At 49.6% G+C, this 20090-nt stretch carries 11 protein-coding genes; 3 read left to right on the top strand and 8 right to left on the bottom strand.

Features of this window, described 5'->3' with window-relative positions:
• Positions 1-31: 31 nt before the first annotated feature.
• From FSU_RS03900 to FSU_RS03885, 4 genes are all read right to left on the bottom strand, one after another.
• Positions 32-1306: a hypothetical protein gene (locus tag FSU_RS03900; RefSeq protein ID WP_012820246.1), complete on the bottom strand. Its 1275-nt coding sequence runs from the start codon at positions 1304-1306 to the stop codon at positions 32-34.
• A gap of 212 nt (positions 1307-1518) precedes the next feature.
• The gene (gmk, locus tag FSU_RS03895) at positions 1519-2079 is read right to left on the bottom strand and encodes a guanylate kinase (RefSeq protein ID WP_012820245.1); all 561 of its coding nucleotides are present in this window, start codon (positions 2077-2079) and stop codon (positions 1519-1521) included.
• A 142-nt stretch (positions 2080-2221) separates the two neighbouring features.
• Positions 2222-3133, bottom strand: a complete 912-nt coding sequence (locus FSU_RS03890; RefSeq protein ID WP_012820244.1) for a glycosyltransferase family 2 protein — start codon at positions 3131-3133, stop codon at positions 2222-2224.
• A 126-nt stretch (positions 3134-3259) separates the two neighbouring features.
• Entirely contained in the window at positions 3260-5821 is a 2562-nt protein-coding gene (locus FSU_RS03885; protein ID WP_012820243.1) for an NPCBM/NEW2 domain-containing protein, read from the bottom strand.
• Positions 5822-6015: 194 nt separating this feature from the next.
• On the opposite strand from FSU_RS03885, the gene FSU_RS03880 reads away from it, so the two are divergent.
• From FSU_RS03880 to FSU_RS03870, 3 genes are all read left to right on the top strand, one after another.
• Positions 6016-8091 carry a transketolase family protein gene (locus tag FSU_RS03880; RefSeq protein ID WP_012820242.1) on the top strand — a complete coding sequence of 692 codons (2076 nt, stop codon included), beginning with the start codon at positions 6016-6018 and terminating at the stop codon, positions 8089-8091.
• A 156-nt stretch (positions 8092-8247) separates the two neighbouring features.
• A complete protein-coding gene (gene nrdR, locus FSU_RS03875; protein ID WP_012820241.1) occupies positions 8248-8691 on the top strand; it encodes a transcriptional regulator NrdR in 444 nt (147 codons plus the stop codon).
• A gap of 152 nt (positions 8692-8843) precedes the next feature.
• On the top strand, positions 8844-9815 hold the full coding sequence (locus tag FSU_RS03870; protein ID WP_012820240.1) for a class I SAM-dependent rRNA methyltransferase: 972 nt from the start codon (positions 8844-8846) through the stop codon (positions 9813-9815).
• Positions 9816-9861: 46 nt separating this feature from the next.
• Here FSU_RS03870 and FSU_RS03865 read toward each other — a convergent pair whose 3' ends face one another.
• From FSU_RS03865 to FSU_RS03850, 4 genes are all read right to left on the bottom strand, one after another.
• A complete protein-coding gene (locus FSU_RS03865; protein ID WP_012820239.1) occupies positions 9862-11418 on the bottom strand; it encodes a sigma-54 dependent transcriptional regulator in 1557 nt (518 codons plus the stop codon).
• A gap of 8 nt (positions 11419-11426) precedes the next feature.
• Positions 11427-11801: a response regulator gene (locus FSU_RS03860; protein ID WP_012820238.1), complete on the bottom strand. Its 375-nt coding sequence runs from the start codon at positions 11799-11801 to the stop codon at positions 11427-11429.
• A complete protein-coding gene (locus FSU_RS03855; RefSeq protein ID WP_157747926.1) occupies positions 11801-14095 on the bottom strand; it encodes an ATP-binding protein in 2295 nt (764 codons plus the stop codon). The genes FSU_RS03860 and FSU_RS03855 overlap by 1 nt, the downstream gene beginning before the upstream one ends.
• A gap of 108 nt (positions 14096-14203) precedes the next feature.
• Positions 14204-20059, bottom strand: coding sequence for a glycoside hydrolase family 9 protein (locus FSU_RS03850; protein ID WP_012820236.1), 5856 nt, complete (start codon positions 20057-20059; stop codon positions 14204-14206).
• Positions 20060-20090: the final 31 nt, after the last annotated feature.

The following is a 20090-nucleotide window of genomic DNA, read 5'->3' as shown; positions in this document are numbered from 1 at the left end:
ACTCATCCCTAAATAGTCATTTGAATATAGCTTATTTAGATGGGTCTTGTATTTCAACGTTCAGTCCAAGCTTCCGGAGTCGGCGGAAAAATTCGTCTTCGAAGGTGGATTCTTGAATGTATCGGGTAAAGCTGATGTTCGTTTTCCCGTTACAGCTGATAGCGCTGCACGTATTGGGAAGGGCCTTTTCTTTTCCTAAAATAAAATAGACACTATCTATGAAGGGGCGCATTTCTTCTGGAAGATCTGTGTCGCCAAGATTTGAAATTTGGGTACTCATGACGGCATCGGCTTCTTTTGTGTAGAGGTAGCTGATAAGTCGGTTCTTAATAACGCATGGCGTATATTTTGCCAGAGGATTTTCCAATGGAGCTACATAGGCGGCGGTCAAGTTCCGCACCAAATCCTTGTCTTGCCTGAAATCTTTCAGTTGCAGCCCCATTAGATTGCATTTTTGTTCTAGACTGAAGTCCAACTGCTCGGGGCGAAGAGTGAGGTTCTTTTGTGCGGTGTAGTTACGCATGGTCTTGCTTGCAAGAATTTCCCTGACGTTGACGGGAATGCCGATGGCAATCGGTTGCTTTTTTTGATTCGGTGTTTTGTTTTGCAAGTCATTTACCACTTCGGCCATAATGGTTGCAAGAAATGTAGTGACCGTTGCGCCATAGTGATGCGCTTGGGCAATAAGTGGCTCCGAGTTGATTGTGCCTATCGTGATAATCTTTTGATCGCTTGGCAGAAGGGTGCCTTGCAATCTATATGGTTTGGGCTCTTTCAAATCAACGGGATTCTTGCCTGCGTTTTTTGCATAGGCGTTTCCTGTTTCTTCATCCGAGGGCCTGTCTTTAAGCGAATAGACTAAGTCGTGTTGAATGTTTGCAGGAACTTCTGGTAAATCGTGTTTCAGTTCCAGATAGCGGTGTACAAGCGTGAGCAAGATGATTCTTGCACCATGTCCGTCAGTTAGCGTGTGTAGGACCTCAAGGGCGATATGCTTTTCACCGTAGAGAATGCGAAAACAATGATGGGCTGCCTTATCCATTCCGTAATAGGCGAGGATGCCTTCGCTATCATGCTTGATTTTTAGTGGCTCGTCGTTTTCCTCAAGGTAGTATGAACACGAGCCTTTCCTTAACGCCACGAATATGTAGGGAAATCGGATTCTGAGGTCATCAGCTGCTTGCTGTAGCAACTCTGGGGTAATTGTCTCGTGCAGCGTCGCCTGCATTCTGAACGTGGGACTCCACGTTTTGGAGATGATTGCCCCGTAGATTTGACCGATTGTATCAAGCTCGTATCTTTTCATTTCTGATTTTGCGTTTTTATTGATAAAATAATAGTTTTTTGTTTTACTGAATTTGCAAAATAAATGATTTAATACGGTGCAAAAAGAGTGTATTATTAATTTATAACACCTTACACAAAAATTCCCACCTCACGATAACCGATGGGGCGGGAATTTCAAAGGTTGTGCGCGCGAATCTCGCGGCTTTCTGCACTTGTAGCTTGGGGTGCGATTTACTTCTGGCTCAAAATAGCGCGGAGTTCGTCAGCAGCTTTCTGAAGATCATCGTTCACGATGGTGTATTCGTACTTGCCCTTGGTCTTAGCAAATTCGATTTCTTTCTTCGCGTTTGCAAGGCGGAGCTGGATGACTTCTTCGCTATCGGTGCCACGGCCACGGAGGCGGCGTTCGAGTTCTTCGTCGCTTGGCGGCAAAATGAAAATGCCGGTGGCGTCCGGGTAGACCTTGTCAAAGTTCACCTTGCCGAAAACGTCAAGGTCAAACAGCACTCGGTTTCCTTCGGCGAGAGTCTTCTCGACAAAGCTCTTGGGCGTTCCGTAGTAGTTGCCGTGAACCAGGTTGTATTCGACCAGAGCGTCGTCCTTGATCATCTGCTCGAATTCTTCCTTGGTCTTGAAGAAGTAGTGGACTCCGTCAATTTCGCCTTCGCGCGGCTTGCGCGTTGTAGCCGAAATGGAATACTTGATGTCCGGGAAATCCTTGATGACAAGATCCTTGAGGGTGGTCTTGCCTGCGCCACTGGCGGCACTCATAACGAAAAGCTTGTTTTTCATTTTTTAGTCAATGGTCAATAGTTGTTAGTCAATAGCCATTAGCTTTAACTAGGCTCTATATGCGCCAAATATAACTAATAACCAAAGACTAACAATCCTCTCGTTTGTCGTCTGTAGCCCGCTATAGCGGGCGTTCTTTCGTCTACTTTTTGTCTTCGATGTACAGCGGGCGCTGCTTGACTTCGTCGTAGATTCGGCCGATGTATTCGCCGAGAATGCCGATGGTCAAAAGCTGCACGCCTGCGAAGAACACGATAGCGGTCATGAGAGATGCCCAGCCCGGAACCGTTGTTGCAGGAGAGAGGAACTTTTCGAGAATCGACCAAACGAGGAGTGCAAAACCAACGATTGTTGCGATGAAGCCCATGTAGAAACTGATCTTGAGCGGAGCCGAGCTGAAGCCTGTGATGCCGTCGAACGCGAGGCGCAACATCTTCTTGAGCGGATACTTCGAAGTACCTGCGGTGCGTTCGGCGCGGTCATACTTGACGCCAATCTTCTTGAAGCCGACCCAGCACACGAGCCCGCGTAAGAAGCGGCTGCGTTCCGGGAGGTTCTTGAGCTGGTCCACCACGCAGCGGTCCATGAGTCTGAAGTCGCCAGTGTCAGGCGGAATATCGATGCTCGTGAGCTTGCCGATGATGCGGTAGAAGCAGAATGCCGTAAAGCGCTTGAAGAGCGTCTCGCCCTTGCGCTTGTTGCGCTGGGCGTAAACGACCTGGTAACCTTCGCGCCACTTTTTGAGCATCTCGTGGATGAGGCTCGGCGGGTCCTGCAAGTCGCCGTCAATAATGACGACGGCTGCGCCCTGGGCGTGGTCGAGGCCTGCGCTGAAGGCGGCCTGGTGGCCGAAGTTACGGCTAAAGTTGATGATTTTGTTGTTCGGGTTCCCGGGGAGGAGGCCTTCCACGATTTCTCGGGTGCGGTCCTTGGAACCGTCATTTACGAAAATGAGTTCGTGTTCGATATCCTTGAGCTCTTCCTCCAAGACGCGGTAGGTTTCGGCAACGATCTCTTCTTCATTAAAAACAGGTATAATTACGGATAAAAGCATAGTGCAATTATAGCAATTTTGGTTTGCTAGTTACTAGTTTGTCGTTACTAGTTACTAGCTTTTTTCTTTCGTCTTTCGTCTGTAGCCCGTTGTAGCGGGCGTTCTTTCGTCTGAATGGCGAAGCCGCTATGGTATAAGTACCGGGTTGATGATGTCTACGTGGCTGCAGTTGATGCCTTCTTTGGGGAACGATCTAATCGTGAGCTTCTGGATGCCTGCGACATTAGCCTCGACTTTGTGCAATTCGCCATTCCTAAAGAACGGTGTTTTTGCAAGCGATTTGCCGTCGCCGATAACTTCTACCGCAACACCATCGCTGCAAAGCGATTCGTCGTCAAGGCCAACGGAGAACCTGACCGTAGTAAACTTTTGTCCGACATCGAAAACTGTTGTTGAAGAGGCGTGCATACCAATGCCGCTTATAAAGCTTTGGCCGTTAACGCTGAGCTTGTTCCCTTCAATGCTTTTATTCTTGCGCATGTTGCCCCATTCCTGATTGTGGCTTTCGATGGGGTAGTCCGTGAGGGCTATAGCGCCGTTTCCCTTTTCAAAGTAGAACTTGGAAACATCGGCAAGCTTGCTCTTTGTTGCCAAATCTTGCACCAGGAATCTCACTTGGTTGAATCCAGGCTGCAAACTTGCGAGGTCCACTTCCTGATCGTAAGAACCGAACTTGTAATCGCCTTGTTCGATTATTTTGTCGTTGATTAGGAGTGCGAACTTCCATTTGGCAGCGGCCTGTCCCTGTTCCTTGAGCTCGTAATGAACTTTGAGCATGGCGGGCTTTGTGGCGATAGAATCGGCGGGGGCGACTTCCAGTTCGTTTATGGCGATAATCTTTTCGGGATTGTAGTTTTTGCGGCCGTTGAACTTCGCTATCTGGACCCAGTAGTTGTTCGTAATCAAGATGTTCTTGACGCCCGTCAAATCCATCTCGCGTTCAAATACGTCGCAGGTCGTGGCGATGCGGTGTTCTACGGCTTTCTTGTGGTAAGTGTGGCTATCCCAGCAGTCCAGTCCGCGGATGTAATAGACTTCGCCCTTGTACTTGTCTATCAAGTCCTTCATTTCGCTGTTTGACATTTTGCGAGCGTTGTCGTAATGGAGGGATGACATACCGTAACCCACAAAGTGCCAAGGACGACCGTAAATAAAGAATCGGTCCGCTTGCGGCTGTTCCTTGAGCCATTTGAGAATTTCGTGTTCTTCGATGGTCAGGTGGTTGCGGTTGTACATGATATTGTCATTGAAATTCTTCTTGTAGTGGAATGTCCAGCCTGTAAAGGCGAGTGCCACAATCAATACGCCGAGAATAGCACCCTTGCCGTTTAGGTCTTTGTTGCCCGTCGGGGTGGTGAAATACTGGATCATGTGTGTAATCGGGAGGGCTGCCACAAATGCCATGGATGGCAACATCACGAGGCTATAGCGCTGGTTGATTTCGATGCTGAAATCGCCGGAGACGTTTTCAAGGATCACATACGTCTGGACGTGGTACAGGAGCAGGAACCCGAGAATCTTGAGGTATGTGAAATCGCTCTTTCTTGCATCATTGATGGCGCGGAAGAGAAGGTATATGCCGCCGATGGCGAACAAATAGTTAAAGTAGCTGAGGAACGGATTTGTGAGATTGCCGTTCTTGTCAAGCTTTGCTGTCATTACTTCCCAGTTCTTGGCGAGGTCTTCGAAGAAGTGTCCGTGGGCTTCAAATTCGCCGCCCTGGAAACCGAACCCTTGGAAGTAGCTAATCGTGAGGAGTGCTGGCACGGAGAAGAGTGAGAGCGTCACGAAGAAGACAGGAGCTTTTTCGTCTTTCTTGTCGAGAAGTCTCGGAAGCGCAAAGAGGACAAATGCAAAGACGCAGAAGATTGTTTCTTGGCGGGTCTGGGCGAAGAAGGCTAGGATGAGGGCGAGGAGTGTCCAGTGCATGACTGTGTTCCTGTCGTATGCCCACTTAAACACAAACAGAGCTAAAGCAGAGAGAAAAATATAGAGCGGTTCAACGGACATAGCGCGGAACTGGAAAAGTACCGTCGGTTGGAGTGCCATGAGTAGCGAGGCCAGGAAGGCAAGGAGGGGTTGTCGGGTCCAGGCGACGATTGCAAGGAACATGAGCAGGAACGAAAGCGGGAGCATCACGAATTCGGCCGTGAAAATCCAGCGGAGATCGGTTCCGAACAGCGGCATGCCGAGGCGGTAAAGAAAGGATAGTCCCTTGGTCTTGAAACTATTTGATGTGGCCTTGCATTTGAGGGAGCCGTTGTCAAATTCGCCCTGGTTGCAGGTGCCGGATTCGTGGTTGTAGTACATGTTCTGGGCAACTGACATGAACACGCTTTCGTCACTTTGGACGCGGTGGCGGGCTTCAATTTGCGTGCCTGCAAAAATGGAAATAGCGACCGCAAATACGAGCGTCATGATGCTTACGGACTTTGTGGGGAGGATTCCCTTGAACCATTCCCTAAAATCCTTGCTCAAAAAGCAGAAAAGGATAATCCCGAGGATGAACTGAATCGCAAAAAGAGGGAGCGGCCAGTTCAAATCCATCTTTCGGATGGTTTCCCTGTGATTGATGTTCGGGGCGAGGTAAATAAGGAAGGGTATGGCTATGGCAACGAGGGTGCCGAAAATGCCTGTGGGGTGAGCTAAGTTCTTGAATAGTCTCAAGATAGCGTCTTTGATATTCATTTGGTTCCTTCTCGATAACACGTAAAAGCGCTCCAGGAATTGCTTCTTTTGGGGCGTTTTTGGATTATTTTAGGTTGTTGCGAAAATATAACTTTTTATTGCTTTGGGCTTTTCATTTGACAATATACCTTGAGAGTTTCGCAAGAAAAAACTAAATTTGCCGCGTAAAAACAAAACTCTAAAGGGGTTAGACCGTGCAAGATTCATTAGTTACAAAAGCAGCTGACAACGTCCGTATCCTTTCTGCCGCGATGGTGCAGAAGGCCAAGTCCGGACATCCGGGTGGAGCCATGGGCGCCGCAGACGCCATCACGCTTTTGTTTGCTGAATTCTTGCGTTTCGATCCGGACGACGCCAACTGGATGGCTCGTGACCGTTTCTTCATGGACCCGGGCCACATGAGTCCGCTCCTCTACTCCGAACTCGTCCTTACGAACCGTCTCACGCTCGAAGACGTGAAGAACTTCCGCCAGCTTGGCAGCCGCACTCCGGGCCATCCGGAAGTCGATGTCGCCCTCGGCATTGAAAACTCCTCGGGCCCGCTCGGTATCGGTCACGGCATTGCTCTCGGTGGTGCTATCGCCGAACGCTTCATGGTTGAACGCTTTGGCTCCATCCTCGAACACAAGACCGTCTGCCTCGTTTCTGACGGCGGTCTCGAAGAAGAAATCGCATACGGCGTGGGCCGCATTGCAGGTCACCTCAAGCTTTCGAACCTCATTTTCTTCTACGACGCAAACCAGGTCCAGCTCAGCTGCAAAACCGAAGATGTGATGGACCATGACTTCGTGAAGCAGTACGAATCCTGGGGCTTCCGCGTTATCGAATGCGACGGTTCCAACATTGCTGAACTCCGCAAGGCATTCAAGGCCGCTTGGGCCGAAACCGAAAAGCCGGTGCTTGTCTACGGTCACACCACGATGGCCAAGGGCGCTATCGCCGAAGACGGCAAGAGTTACGAAGGCGCTGTCTCTACTCACGGTCAGCCGCTCAATGCCGCAGGTGCTTCTACCTCTGCTACGGTCAAGAATCTCGGTGGCAATCCGGACGATCCGTTCCAGGTCTTTGACGACGTGAAGGCTGGCTTTGAAGCCCGCGCTAACGAACTCCGCAAGCAGGTCGCCGAATGGAAGAAGGCTAAGGCCGCTTGGGACAAGGCTAACGCCGAAAAGTCCGCTACCCTCAATGAATGGCTCTCGGGCAAGGGTCTCAAGATCGACCTCTCCAAGCTCAACATCAAGGAAGGTGTTGCAACTCGCGTCACGAGCGGTACGGTTCTTGGCTACCTCGCTGAAAATTATCACAACATCATCTGCAGCTCTGCAGACCTTTCGAACTCCGACAACACGCAGGCATTCCTCGACAAGACGGGCATCTTCCGCGCTAACGACTTCAAGGGTGCATTTGTCCAGGTCGGCGTTGCAGAACTCACGATGGGTGCCATTGCAAACGGTATCGCTCTCCACGGCGGTCTCTATCCGATTTGCGCAACGTTCTTTGTCTTCAGTGACTTCATGAAGCCGGCAATCCGTATGGCCGCTCTCATGGGCCTCCCGGTCAAGTACGTGTTTACGCACGACAGCTTCCGCGTGGGTGAAGATGGTCCGACGCACCAGCCGATTGAACACGAAACGCAGATTCGTTTGCTCGAAAGCCTCACGAAGGCTAGCGGCAAGGCTGAAATGCTTGTGCTCCGCCCGGCTGACGCTTATGAAACTCTTGCCGCATGGGAAATGGCTTTCGAAAACAACGACAGCCCGACGGCTCTCATCCTCACTCGCCAGGTCGTGAACACGCTTCCGGGTGAAAACCGCTACGAAGCTGCCAAGGCTTGCCGCCAGGGCGCTTACATTGTCAGCGACAACACTGCCGCAGGCAAGAAGCCGGATCTTACTTTGGTTGCAAACGGCAGTGACGTTCTCCTCGAACACCAGGCTGCTGAACTCCTCCGCGACGAAGGCAAGTCTGTGCGCGTGGTTTCCATGATTAGCCCGGCTCTCTTCCTCAAGCAGCCGAAATCTTACCGCGATAGCATCATCGCTCCGTGGACTCCGGTGTTTGCTAAGTCCAGCGGTCTTCCGCTCTTGTTCGCCCAGGTCGTGGGTGGCTTCGGTAAGGTCTCCGGTCTCGAACGCTTCGGTGCTTCTGCTCCGGCAGGCGTCCTCGAAAAGGAATTCGGTTACGTTCCGGAAGCTGTTGCCGCAGCCGCTAAGGAATACCTCGCTGAATACGCCAAGAACGTCGAAGACTTCAAGAAAGCAAACGCTTAATTAGCTAACGCAATCGAAACATTTAAAAAACGGTGCCGATGACGGTGCCGTTTTTTTGCACTACTTCTAACTGCCTACTGTCTACTTCCTACTAAAACAATGTAATTTTATTGTGATTTTGCGCATTTTCCCATTAAAAAGTGCTATATTCAAAGCATGATTTGCCCGTTTTGCAAGAATGATAACGACAAGGTTGTCGATAGCCGCGTGAGTGGCTCGTCCATTCGTCGTCGTCGTGAATGTTGTGCTTGTGGCCGTCGCTTTACGACCCGTGAGTATATCGAAGTCCAGCCGTTGACCGTTATTAAGCGTAGCGGCGAGCGCGAACCTTTCCAGCGCGAAAAATTGCAACGTGGCATTATGAACTCCTGCAAAAAGCGCCCGGTTTCCATGGACGATATCGAACAGCTGGTGACGCGCGTGGAAAATTCGTTGCAGATGTCGGAAGGCTTTGAAGTGAGCTACGATCAGATTGGCAACCTCGTGATGCAGGAACTCAAAAAGCTTGACGCTGTGGCCTATGTGCGTTTCGCCTCCATCTACCGCGAATTCAAGGAAGTAGGCGAGTTCGTCGACCAAATCAAGACTCTTGATAAGTAGAGCGGCGCAGTGCGCCTTTGAGGTTTGGGCTCGCTACGCTTTGGGGTATGAGCGATATTATTTCTGCAATAAAAAGCTATCTTTGAATTAAATCTTATACCTCAGAGGGAGCCGGAGGCGACCGTGCTCATACCTCATAGCTGCAGTTTCTTATGAATTATAAATACTCCGATCTTTTAAAGTCTGCATTATCCAAGCGCGCCCAGTTATTTGATGTAACGGATGCTTTGCGCATTGTGAATGGCGCTGCCGACGGTTTCCCGGGACTCACGATAGACAAGTTCGGCGACCGTTACCAGATGCAGTTTTTTGGACCGGAGCTTTTGACGAGCAAAACTGAAATTGTCGAGGCCTTGGCCGCTCTTTTCAATCCCGTTTGCGTAGTCTCTAAGGAACGCCTTTCGAGCTCTGGAAAATCGCTTGAGAACGCTCCGATGGATGTCGTGATTGGTACGCGTGAAGATGCCGTTGGAACCGTTCGCGAAGGCAATGCTCAATTCCATGTGGACTTGCTCGATACAATCAATCCGGGACTTTTTTTGGATATGCGTCACGTGCGCCTCGAAGTCGAAGAACGATTCCGCGCCATGTCCGGTGAAAGCCTTCGCTTCCTCAATCTTTTTAGCTATACGTGCAGCTTCTCCGTACACGCCCGTCTAGGCGGTGCTGCGGTTGCTACAAACGCCGATATCAGCGGCAAGATTCTCGACAAGGGCCGTGAAAATTATGCCTTAAACGGCCTTGATTTGCGTCCTGGCGAGTTCTTCCGCGGTAACGCTATCGAATACGTGCATTGGGCTCAAAAGAAAGGGCTCCGTTTTGACGGCATCGTGCTGGACCCGCCAAGCTTTGCTCGCTTTAAGGGCTTTAACTTTAACGTGCGCGAACACTTGATGCCGCTCGTTGCCGACTGTGCTACGATTCTGAATTCCGGCGGATTTTTCATGGTGAGTTCCAACTACAGCGAATTCAACCTGTCCGCTTTTGCTCGCGATGTCCTCGCCGCTGTTTCTTCCGTGCATCCGAATGCAAAAACGTCTTGGAAAAAATCCCAAGACGTAGACTTTGTCGGTAGCGGTTCAACGAAAGATTCCTGCTTAGTCGCAACACTCGTTGAGGTATGAGGTAAGAGCGTAGCTGTCTAAGTTCTGCCAACTGCGGCGTAGCCGCTCACTCCTCTCCGCCGTCCATTTCAATTTTAAGCTCTTTGAGCTTGCGCCAAAGTGTAGCGCGGCTAATGCCGAGTTTTTTGCAGACTTCCGTTTTGTTGTTCTTGCAAATGCTGAGCGCATGCAGAATGTGCCTGCGTTCCATCTCGTCGAGCGAAAGAATTTCTTCTTCTTCGGGCGCAGGATTATGCGTGATGAACTTCGTCGGGTTGTGCGTCAAAAGCCCTGCTCTATCCGTCTTGCCCGAAATCGGTTCAAAATGAATCGGCTTTCCGAGAGGATTCTCGACAGACTTTTCATTCTCTTCCGCATCTTCGGCGTTGTCGAAAACAGGCTCGCTAGCGCTTTCTTTAAGGCCGCCGGCTTCCTTGATATGCGGAATCGCAACCGCCTTTTCACGGGCTTCCACCTGCACATATTCCGGCAAGTCTTCGAGCTTGATGACTCCACCTTCCGAAAGCACAATCGCATGCTCCATGATGTTTTCGAGCTCGCGGATGTTTCCGGGGTAGGGGTACTTTGTCAAAGCATAAAGAGCGGCGGGTTCAAGGTCATGGATTTCCTTGCCCTGCGCTTCCTTGTTCTTTAAGATAAAGTAACGAATCAAGTTCGGGATGACGGGCTTCCTGTCGCGGAGCGGCGGGAGCTGCAAGTGGAACGTATTCAAGCGGTAGTAAAGGTCTTCGCGGAAACGCCCCTCGTGCATGGATTTTTGCAGATCGCGGTTGGTTGCTGCGATAATGCGGATGTCCAAATAGCGGGCTTCCGTTTCGCCCACGCGACGAATCTCGTGGCTTTGCAGAAAACGTAAAAGCTTCACTTGCGTTGCAAGCGAAAGCTCGCCGACTTCGTCGAGGAAAAGCGTACCGCCATTGGCGGATTCAAACAAGCCCTTTTTGTCGGCGGTAGAGCCTGTGTACGATCCCTTCTTGCTACCGAAGAGTTCGCTTTCCACGAGGTTTTCGGGGATGGCGCCGCAGTTGACCGGCACAAACGGTTCGTTCGCGCGCTTGCTGTAGCGGTGGACGACGTTTGCCAAAAATTCCTTGCCCGAACCAGACTCGCCGGTTATAAGCAAAGTGCTGTTAGTCGGTGCAACCTTATAAACTGTCTTGAGGATTTTGCGCATCTCGGGCGTGTCGCCGAGAAGGCTGTCCAACACTTGGGATTCCATGAGCTGTGTGTTGGACTTATTTTGTTGCTGAGCCTGGATCTTGCTTGTCGTGCTCTCAAGGAGCGATAGCGTGACCGGCTTCTTCAAGAAGCTGCTTGCACCACGAGTGATGGCGCTAGCGGCCCCCTGCCAGTTGCGGTCATCGCACAGCACAAAGATTTCTACACCAGGCTGGCGTTCCTTCAAATAGCTGATCAAATCCATATTGTCGAGCATTAAAAAAGGAACCTCGATAAACGCAAGGTCTATCGACGTCTTTTTTATTAGCGGCATTAGAGTCTTTTCGTCGGAGCAGACCAGGAGGTTCGTTCCGGCGATGGACCAGTTGCGCTGTAGCTCCTCGACAAATTTCCGATCAAAATCAGCGATCAGGATATTCATCATTTATGCTATTACGAATGTGCTTTGATAATCTCGTCAACTTTGTTGCGGAGCTGCTGGAGATCCAGCGGCTTGCTGAAAATTGCGGCTACATCGAAGTGCTGAGCCGTTGCAAGATAGTCTTCAGCAGAAGTACGGCCACCACCGCTAATCGCGATCGTGCGGTCGCTCATGCCCATGCGACGGAGGTCAAGGACAACTTCAAATCCGTCACCTTCCGGCATGATAATGTCGGTGATGATTACATCGTACGTGTTCTTCTGATAAAGAGTCTTTGCTTTCTTACCGTTGCTAGCAGTATCGACAGTATAACCTTTTAATTCCAGAGCAGACTTCAACATGAGGTTGAGCTGAGCGTCATCGTCAATGATGAGTATTGTAGACATTAAGCCTCCATTTTCTCGTTTCTTATAGACCAATATAGATTAAAAATAGTTCCTTCGCCCAAGGTTGTTTGTACCGTATAGCCCGCATTGCCTTCTTTTAGCAGTCTTAATGCCGAAGATAGGCCCAAACCGAGGCCTTCACCCGGTGCCTTGGTCGTAAAGAACGGTGAAAAGATGCGTTCGAGGGTGGCGGTGTCCATGCCGGTGCCTGTATCCTCGACTGTAATCTTGGCATACGTACCTGCTTCAATTTGCGGGGCGTACGGCGTAATGAGCGGTTCCGTGAGCACTTCGCGCTTGAGGGCAATTGTGAGCGTACCGCCGTTTTCCTTCATGGCGAAGATGGCATTGTTTGCGAGGTTGCTGATAATGCGGTCAAGTGCCGAGACGTTTCCGACGATGCGGATGTTCTTGTCTAGTTTTTCGGCCTTGACTTTCACGTTCGGCGGGAGCGTAATCCAGAGCTTCTTCACCACGTCGTCAATAATCATGTACGGTGCAAATTCCGTGAGCTTGTCCTTCTCGGAAGTCTTTCCGCGGATGGTGTTCAGGAGTTCCTCGAGCGATTCCTTGCCGCGTGTGGCCGCCTTGCGTGCTTCCTGGATGAACATGTAAGCTTGGTTATCCTTGTCGAGCACTTCAAGGGCGAGATCGCAGAACCCGATTTGTGAACCGAGAATGTTGTTGTAGTCGTGGGCGAAGCCACCGCAGATGGTGCCAAGTTCTTCGAGCCTCGAGTGGATGTGCTTCTGTTCTTGCAGCATGTCGCGTTCTTTCTCAAGACGCATTTCCTTGGTAATGTCAATTTTGATACCGATTATTTTGTACGGCTTGCGCGGGGCCATGATGGGGATGAACATGTTGTTGAAAATCATGATATCCTTGGCAACCCCTTTGCGGACGGCCATGTTGTAGTCGTCCTGTTTCAAAATTTCGATATCTTCTTCTTCTTCGTTATTTTCGTTGAGCGTCTTTTTAATTCGTTCGTAAGAAATGAAACTCTGCGGTTCGCCTTCGTTACGAGCTAGAAGTTCCTGTGGCAAAATCTTGTTGTCCGGTTCGGATGTCTGTAGCAGGTTTCCGCGGTTCTTGATGTCGTTCTGGTTCTGCGTCATGAATACGCCCTGTTCGTTCTTGGACCAGAAACGGAAGGGGAGCGTACTGATTAGCGTGTCCAGGAAGTACTTGCTTTCGTCGACCTTCTTTTTCCAAATGTTCAGACGTTCCTGATAACGGATCTGGTCAAGCTGGTATTCCTTGAACTGTTCATCGCGGTTTTTGATAATCTGCTGGTAATGAAGCGTGTTTGAAACATCGCTAAAGAATGCCGCATTGTAGTTTGTTGTCAACGACTGGCGAATTTCAAAAATCGAGACGTTGAAAATATGGTCTTCGTTGTCAATCTTGATTCTTATTTTGTTGTAAGTTGATTCGCGTGCCGGGTCTTGAATCTGCGGAAATATGGACGTGATTTTCTTGTTGTGGAGCGCCTCTTGGGTGGTGTGCAAAATGCTTAGTGCAGCCGGGTTTGCCAGCTGGATTTCACCTTTGTAGTTGTAATAGATGATTCCGTCGACCATCCTGTCCTTTAGCTTGTCCAAGAACCAGGAAGCACTCTTGTTCTTGAATGAAACGGACGTGAAGTATTGTCCGGAAAGAACGGCGAGGAATACGGAGATGAACTGCGACCATTTGAGGAACTGGTCGTAATTGTTGAACTTTGTTGAAATGGGGATGATAAAGTCAAAAAGCGCTGCTAGCGTTACAAAAAACACGAACGAGGTCAACATGTATATGCTTACCTGGTGGGGGAGTGTCGTATCGCTAGAATGCACGATATTGCGGAGCATGATGTAGCCCGTCACGATGATATTGGGGACTACAAAAAGGCAGAACAGCAATGTATAAAAGTGGAATACAGGCCTTTCGGCAAAAGGTCTGTATCCAAAGAAATTCATGTCGGGAATGTAACTTGGATCCTTGATGAATGCATAAGTCGAAAGCAGAATTGCCAGCGCTCCGAATATATTCATGAGCTTCCAGCCGTTCTTCCTCTTTATCTTGAGGCTGATTTCGGCGGTGTGCTGTATCGCGTTTCCAAGCTGGATCCAACCAAGGGCAGATGTGCAGAATATGAGCTGCCTTGCCGTATAGGCTTTTGTGCCTGCAATAAAATTGTCACCGCTAAAAAAGATGTCGCCAATCAAGTTGCTCGCTTGCCAGAATATGCTGATAATCACCAGCTGGTGTATGGATCTGGGGAGCTGCTTGACTGACGTCTTTTGTCCAAGCATGATGGGAAAATAGCATACGATGATTAATGCAACAACGGTTAGCGCAATAACATAAGGTGAGTTTGTAAATAGACTCTCTTGCATATTTTCCCAGTTACCTGAACAGTTTTATTTAGTCCTCTTTATACCGAATGTCTTTGTCTGATCAAACGAAGTCTTCGACGAGAAGTTCTGGATTATCTTGGCATCGTTCTTGACTTCGGGTATATTCATGTTCGGTGAGAATATAGCTTCAATTTCGGCCTTGTAGATGTATGCGCCGGTGCCAACAGCCCTATCGTCCTTGCTACGGATTCCAGACGGAGCCTTGTTAGCCCATTCAATGGCGAATTCCACCTGGTTGTTGGGCGAGAGGTAGAGCTTGGGATCCACATTGAAGGAGTTGTGGAATCTGTTGACAAAGTTTCCAAGATTTGAGTAAATCGGGATTTTGAACTTGACAAGGAGATTTTCCCATGCGCATTCGTCAGCCATCGATACGCCACGCGGCACAGTGAGCTTTGCATCAAAGATGGCACCGCCAATATCGGCAGAGTCAATGCCTGCAAGCGTAATTTTGCCGTTCTGGATGAGGTCGAACTTGTTCGTTGACGGATTCTTGATGTAGAATCGCATTGTTTCGTTGACATCAATCTTGGTGCGGTTGCTCGGGGTCAAATCCGTGACGATTTCACGCAGCTTGACATCGAACTTGATTCTCGGAGCGCCATTGCCGTTGACAAGGACCCAGGGAACTTCAAATTCAGGATAGTTGCCGTTGGCATCCTTGAATACGCTTGTCATCATGGAGCCCATTCTCACGTAGTCGCCTTCCATGACTTGACCCATGAGGTCGCCATTGTAAAGGAGCGTAAGCGAGTTGTTATTCGGGACGAAGTTCCAGCTAGAAACTCCGCTTGTGAACACGTTGGACTGCTTGTCGGAGCGCTTGTGTCTATAGAGCTGCTGAGAGGAATCGGCGATGATGAGAGGCTCGCTCGCGGTAATGGTTACGATATCGGTTGTGTTCGTCTGGTTGATTTTAGCCGACACGAATACCGGACCGACCTTGTCTTCTGCGAGAATTTCGTTAGTTTCGGTTGCTGCGCCTGTTCCGAGATACTGCGTGACAAGCCCTGCATGGCTAAGCATCTTTCCGCCCGGAGTTGTGCCTTCGTAGTTACCGGCGGTATTGCCGAACTGGAAGGGTTTCTCGAGGTCAATGGAGAGGTTTTCGCCGATAAGCGTAAACTTGCCTTTTTCCACAGTGAGCGTTTCGGGCTTTGCAATACCGAAGATGATTTCCAACTTTTCCGGTGTATGCTTTTCGTCGAGTGCCTTTGCAAAAGTCACGTCCACGTGGCTTGCATAACCGTTTTGCAGCTTGTCTGTGATGACAGCGTAAGTCATTGGAACAGGCAAAATCTTCAGGAGAATTTCAACCTTTTCCGGAGTGCAGAGACCTGCAACGCCGTTACCGTTCAAGTCTGTGATCGTTCCTGCCGGATTCAGCTGTCCCCACATGCCTGCAGTGACGAGCGAGACGTTTCCTGCGCCAAACGAAATTTCGAAATCCCAGATGTTCTTGGCTTCGTTGTAGAGCTTAGCTGAAAGAACGGTTGGAGTTGCTGCCAAAGTTACACCGTCCGTACCGTAGAGAATCAGCGGGAAGATTGTGCCAGGAGCGGAAATCGGTTCGCTGAATTGCAGGTAGACGTGGTCGGTTGTAGATGTATCCTGGCGTTCAAGAACCGTTGCCGAGAGCAGTGCCGGGGCAATGCCATCTCCGTAGGAGTCGTCTACCGTCTTGGTGGTGCCTTGAATGTTGCTGGTAAGAGTAATCTTGCCTGTGGCATTCGTTACGATTTCTTGAGGAACATTGATTTCTACAACGAGGGATTTGCCGTTCAGGGATTTTACCTTGTCGGAGGTGTAAGTCTTGTCCCCATAGGTGAACGAAATTGAAGTGAATGACTGATTTTCTGCGTATTCTGAGGATAGCGTGATATCCATGGCATCAGGAATATGGTCGCAGTTGAGGTCTACAATCTTTGCCACATCGATAATCGGCCATGGCGGGAGTTCAGCGATATTGAGAACCGCTGTCGCGGGTGTATAGGCGTAGTCTGCGGTATTGCCGTGCGTTGCGTAGATGTTTGTCGTTACGGCGACCTTGGAGCTTACGTAGATTGTTGCTACGCCATCGTAGAGTGTGATTGTTGTTACAGGAATTGTTGCTGTTGGATCTGTGTAGAATTGAACGTTCGGATCATCGCTAACAAGCTCAACGTTCAGGTTCTTTTCATCCTTGATAACAGCCAGGCTGCTGTCGAGGAGTGATATCTGCACTTCGATGAACTTGTCCTTGTAGCCTTCAATTTGCAACTTGTCAAAGGTGAGATAACGTTTTTCGAGCGGTTTCGTGATACTGTCGATTTCAACGTTGCTACGGACCACGGCGCATGCGCAGTCATACTTGTTTTCGGTCTTCTGGTTGGCATTTCTGTTGTGCCAGGTGACCCATTCCATGTAGTTGTTGCCGTAGACGAGAGTTGTATCTGTACCGAAGGCGATAGAGTCGGTGCGGTTGGGGTTGGGGTAGTCAAACTTATACGGGTTGCTGTTCATTTCGACGGCATCGAGGACACCCGTTGGCGTAACCTTACTTGTGGCGGCGTATGTTGTGAGCGGATCTTCCTTTTCAACAGAATATCTTGGGCTTACGAACGGGCTTGTGAACGTTGTTTCGATGGTGCGTTTGACTTGCGGCCCATTTTCAGGTGTGTAGTCCGGACCGTAACCATAGATGTGCTTGCCGTGGTAATAGACGGTAATATAGGGGTCACGGGTAAAGGCGACAACTTTTTCACCCCTGGAATTGTATTCGAGGAATGTCGTTTCAGAACCCTTGAAGTAAGGAGCTTGAGTCAAGTCAATGCCTTCAAAATGTTCTGGATCGGTTTCTTCGGTGTGTGCGCGGAGTGACCAGGAATTATCTATGTCGCTGAATTTCACTGTCTTTACATTAGGATCGTAGTTGTGGAAAATAATTTGGATAATCAGCTGTCCAGAAACTTCTAGTTTGCCTTTGACGTTAATGGGGAGATAATAGCCTCCAAAACCGTCTGCCTGAGCGGTTCCGAAAGTAACGTTAATCGGCTTACCCATTTGACCGTCGCCTCCGAAGTTTTGGTGGCAGTTTCCGAGTGCGGAGAGGTTTTGATCCTTGAGGTACATACGCACTTCAAAGTCTTCGAATGGTACGGTGTCGTTGTTTGAAAGCGACATGATGAAGGCATGGCAATCTTGCCATTGGCTACAGGCGGCTTCTCCACCGTAAGAACTCGGCTTCAAAGAAATATCGAGGTCAGCGTAGGTGGCGTGGTTTTCTGTGGTAAATGAGTATTCTTCAGAAGTCTTTGCGCCCGAGGAAACGGTAAAGTAATAGGTCGTACCGGCTTCAAGTCCTGTGAGCTCGGCTTCGTGGAAAAGGACTGCGCTGCCACTTGCATTTTGGGTTTCAGTGTAGGCACCCTTGGCCTTTCCGTAGTTGACGACGCCGTTCAGACGGTCGGTGCTCCACCAGTAAATCTTTGCACTGCGATGGTCGACCTGGCAAATCGTAACTCCCTTGATTTCAGTCATTTTGGGAGTCATGGTAAAGGAGTACCAATAACCATGGTTGTCATCAGTCGTGATGTTTCTCTTGGTGTCCATGCCTTCGAGGAAGAAGTAATATGTCTGTCCAGGAATGAGTCCGGTAAGCGTTACAGAACCGCCCTTAGAGGCTGTGGTCTGCTGCACTGATTTCGGATTGGCAGAATTGGGGACTACGTCGTAGAAAACCGTAACAAGGGCGACTTCGTTTGCGTCCCAGCTTACGATAGCGGTAGAATCTGTAATCGGCGTTCCGACGATGTTGCTAAAAATCGGGCCTTCGTTATCAGGCGGGAGCGTTTCTGCAAGGCTCTGTGCCGGGAAGAGGAACTGTGCCGAGAAGTCAATACATGTTTCGGTAGAGGTGTATTTGCTCCAGTCTTCGATAAGTGTTTTTTCTGGATCGCGGCCACCCATGAGAGCACCCTTCGGGCAGCGGTACTGGTAAGGCATGCCACCGGTATTGAAGCCATCGGGGTTTGCAGAACGGTTGTGCGGGTGTTGCGGGTTCTTGTCACCTGCGCCCATCAAGAGGGAAATATCCCACGGGTTAGCGCCAAGGGCGTAGTACATGTTGTCAAGAGCGACTTTCAAATAGCGTTCGTCCTTCGTGAGTTCGTACATCAAGAAGATGGAAACGGCTGTACCCAGGTTGTAGCGGATCACGCCCCAGTCAAAGCTAGTCCATACAAGGTTGTAGGGAGTAATGACCTTGAGGTCTGTCGGACCTTCATGAGCTTCGCTTTTTTCGTTGGAGTTTACCCCCGGATTGACGAGAACGGTAGAGTCACCCTGGTTTGTGGCGTCATTCAAAATTTTGCGGAATGTTGCCATCGTACGCATCGAGAGGGAGTCGCGTTCGATTTCTGTAAGACCGAATTCGGCCGCTGTTTCCGAGCTCTTCAAAATCAGGTTCTGGAATGCGAACAGCACATAGGTGTGGATGTTCTGGTAGTCAGTTGCCCAGCCGCCAGGAGAAAAGCCACTTTCGTTGCCGAGGAATCCAGCCTTGAAGTAGTCCAGGTTGAATCTAGAGTTGGTGGGGTTGTTGAAAATGTTGGTGTTCTTGTAAAGGTCATAGCGGTAGGTCGTGTCCTTAGTGGCGTACCACAAGGCGAGTGCAGCTGCCGCACCATCGTCATAACGCGGACCGCCACCGGTATAGAATCCAGGGAATGATGTCGTCTTTCCCATTTCGTTTCCGTTACCATAGTCAAAGAGCGGCATCATCACGTTCTTGTAGATGTCTTTTGCTGCTTCGATGAGCGTATCAGAATAGGCTGGGTCGTAAACGCGATAGCCGGCAGCGACGTTTGCAAGGGCTGCAACAAACATACCCGAAGTGTTTGCGCCAATGCCTGTGAGCACAACGCGGTCTGGACCGCCCTTAGATTCTGGCTGAGCGTCCTGACGTTCCGGCAAGTCCCAGAATGAGTGGTCCTTTTCGTCAACGCCCACGGAATGGTACATGTCATTTTGGGCAATCAATCCATCTTCTTTGGAGGCCTTGTAAAGCTTGAGTATGTAATCGGCACCGATTTTTGCTTCGTAGAGAATATCCGGGATACCGTCTGTAAAGACTGTGTCTGCATAAGAATGACCATAGCGGTCTTCAGCCTTGTTGGGGTAGGTAAGGTAAACCATCGAAAGCACGTAGGCGGTATAGCCAAGAGTTTCAGAAACCTTGAAATGGTCACCACAGTCATGCCAACCGCCCGTCAAGTCATGTCCGACTTTGGAGCCGTCTTTCAAGTGGCAGGGCTTGTGGAAGTGCGAATCTGTGTTACCGCAGCGTTGAATCCCGAAGAACTGCAAGGAGTTCTCGAGGATGGAGTTGTAGATGGATGGGTGTACATGGAATGTGGCCGAAGTGTCTTTGCCCACGACAAGGAAGTATTCGCCCGTTGTCGAAAGCGTCGTAAAATCGGCTCGGTACAGGTCTTCCTTTTCTGTGCTGATGGAGTCTTGTTTACCAAACTCATAAATGCTTTCCATTGAGTTGAATGCACCATTGATCCAGATGTTTGGCTTTGTAGCGCCTTTCTTGATAAGCGAGAGGTTTCCGCCACCCGGAACTTCCTTACCACTGTTTGCATCAATGACCTTGAATGTCATTTCCTTTGGATCGGCGACATAGGCGTACTTGTAGTCTTGCGGTCTAAATCCGCTTTGGTTCATTCGGATTGGGCGTCTGTTGTAGACGTTCAACGAGTCCAAATAGCGTCGGCTACAGGTGGTACATGTTCTGTCTATGTTCGGTAGTTCTGCCTCTGCATAATCCATGCAGAACATAGCCAGTAAAGAAACAATGCTGAGTAATCTTTTCATATTTTCTCTTATTTTATCCCAAAAATAAAGA

Origin of the sequence: Fibrobacter succinogenes subsp. succinogenes S85, from assembly GCF_000146505.1 — a bacterium.
Classification (GTDB): domain Bacteria; phylum Fibrobacterota; class Fibrobacteria; order Fibrobacterales; family Fibrobacteraceae; genus Fibrobacter; species Fibrobacter succinogenes.
Note: the sequence above shows the minus strand (reverse complement) of the source record. Positions and strands in the feature narration are given on the sequence as shown.

Bases quoted from the DNA above. Each gene is read 5' to 3' on its own strand.
- FSU_RS03900 (WP_012820246.1), bottom strand. From the start codon at position 1,306: ATGAAAAGATACGAGCTTGATACAATCGGTCAAATCTACGGGGCAATC.
- gmk (WP_012820245.1), bottom strand. From the start codon at position 2,079: ATGAAAAACAAGCTTTTCGTTATGAGTGCCGCCAGTGGCGCAGGCAAG.
- FSU_RS03890 (WP_012820244.1), bottom strand. From the start codon at position 3,133: ATGCTTTTATCCGTAATTATACCTGTTTTTAATGAAGAAGAGATCGTT.
- FSU_RS03885 (WP_012820243.1), bottom strand. From the start codon at position 5,821: ATGAATATCAAAGACGCTATCTTGAGACTATTCAAGAACTTAGCTCAC.
- nrdR (WP_012820241.1), top strand. From the start codon at position 8,248: ATGATTTGCCCGTTTTGCAAGAATGATAACGACAAGGTTGTCGATAGC.
- FSU_RS03870 (WP_012820240.1), top strand. From the start codon at position 8,844: ATGAATTATAAATACTCCGATCTTTTAAAGTCTGCATTATCCAAGCGC.
- FSU_RS03865 (WP_012820239.1), bottom strand. From the start codon at position 11,418: ATGATGAATATCCTGATCGCTGATTTTGATCGGAAATTTGTCGAGGAG.
- FSU_RS03860 (WP_012820238.1), bottom strand. From the start codon at position 11,801: ATGTCTACAATACTCATCATTGACGATGACGCTCAGCTCAACCTCATG.
- FSU_RS03855 (WP_157747926.1), bottom strand. From the start codon at position 14,095: ATGCTTGGACAAAAGACGTCAGTCAAGCAGCTCCCCAGATCCATACAC.
- FSU_RS03850 (WP_012820236.1), bottom strand. From the start codon at position 20,059: ATGAAAAGATTACTCAGCATTGTTTCTTTACTGGCTATGTTCTGCATG.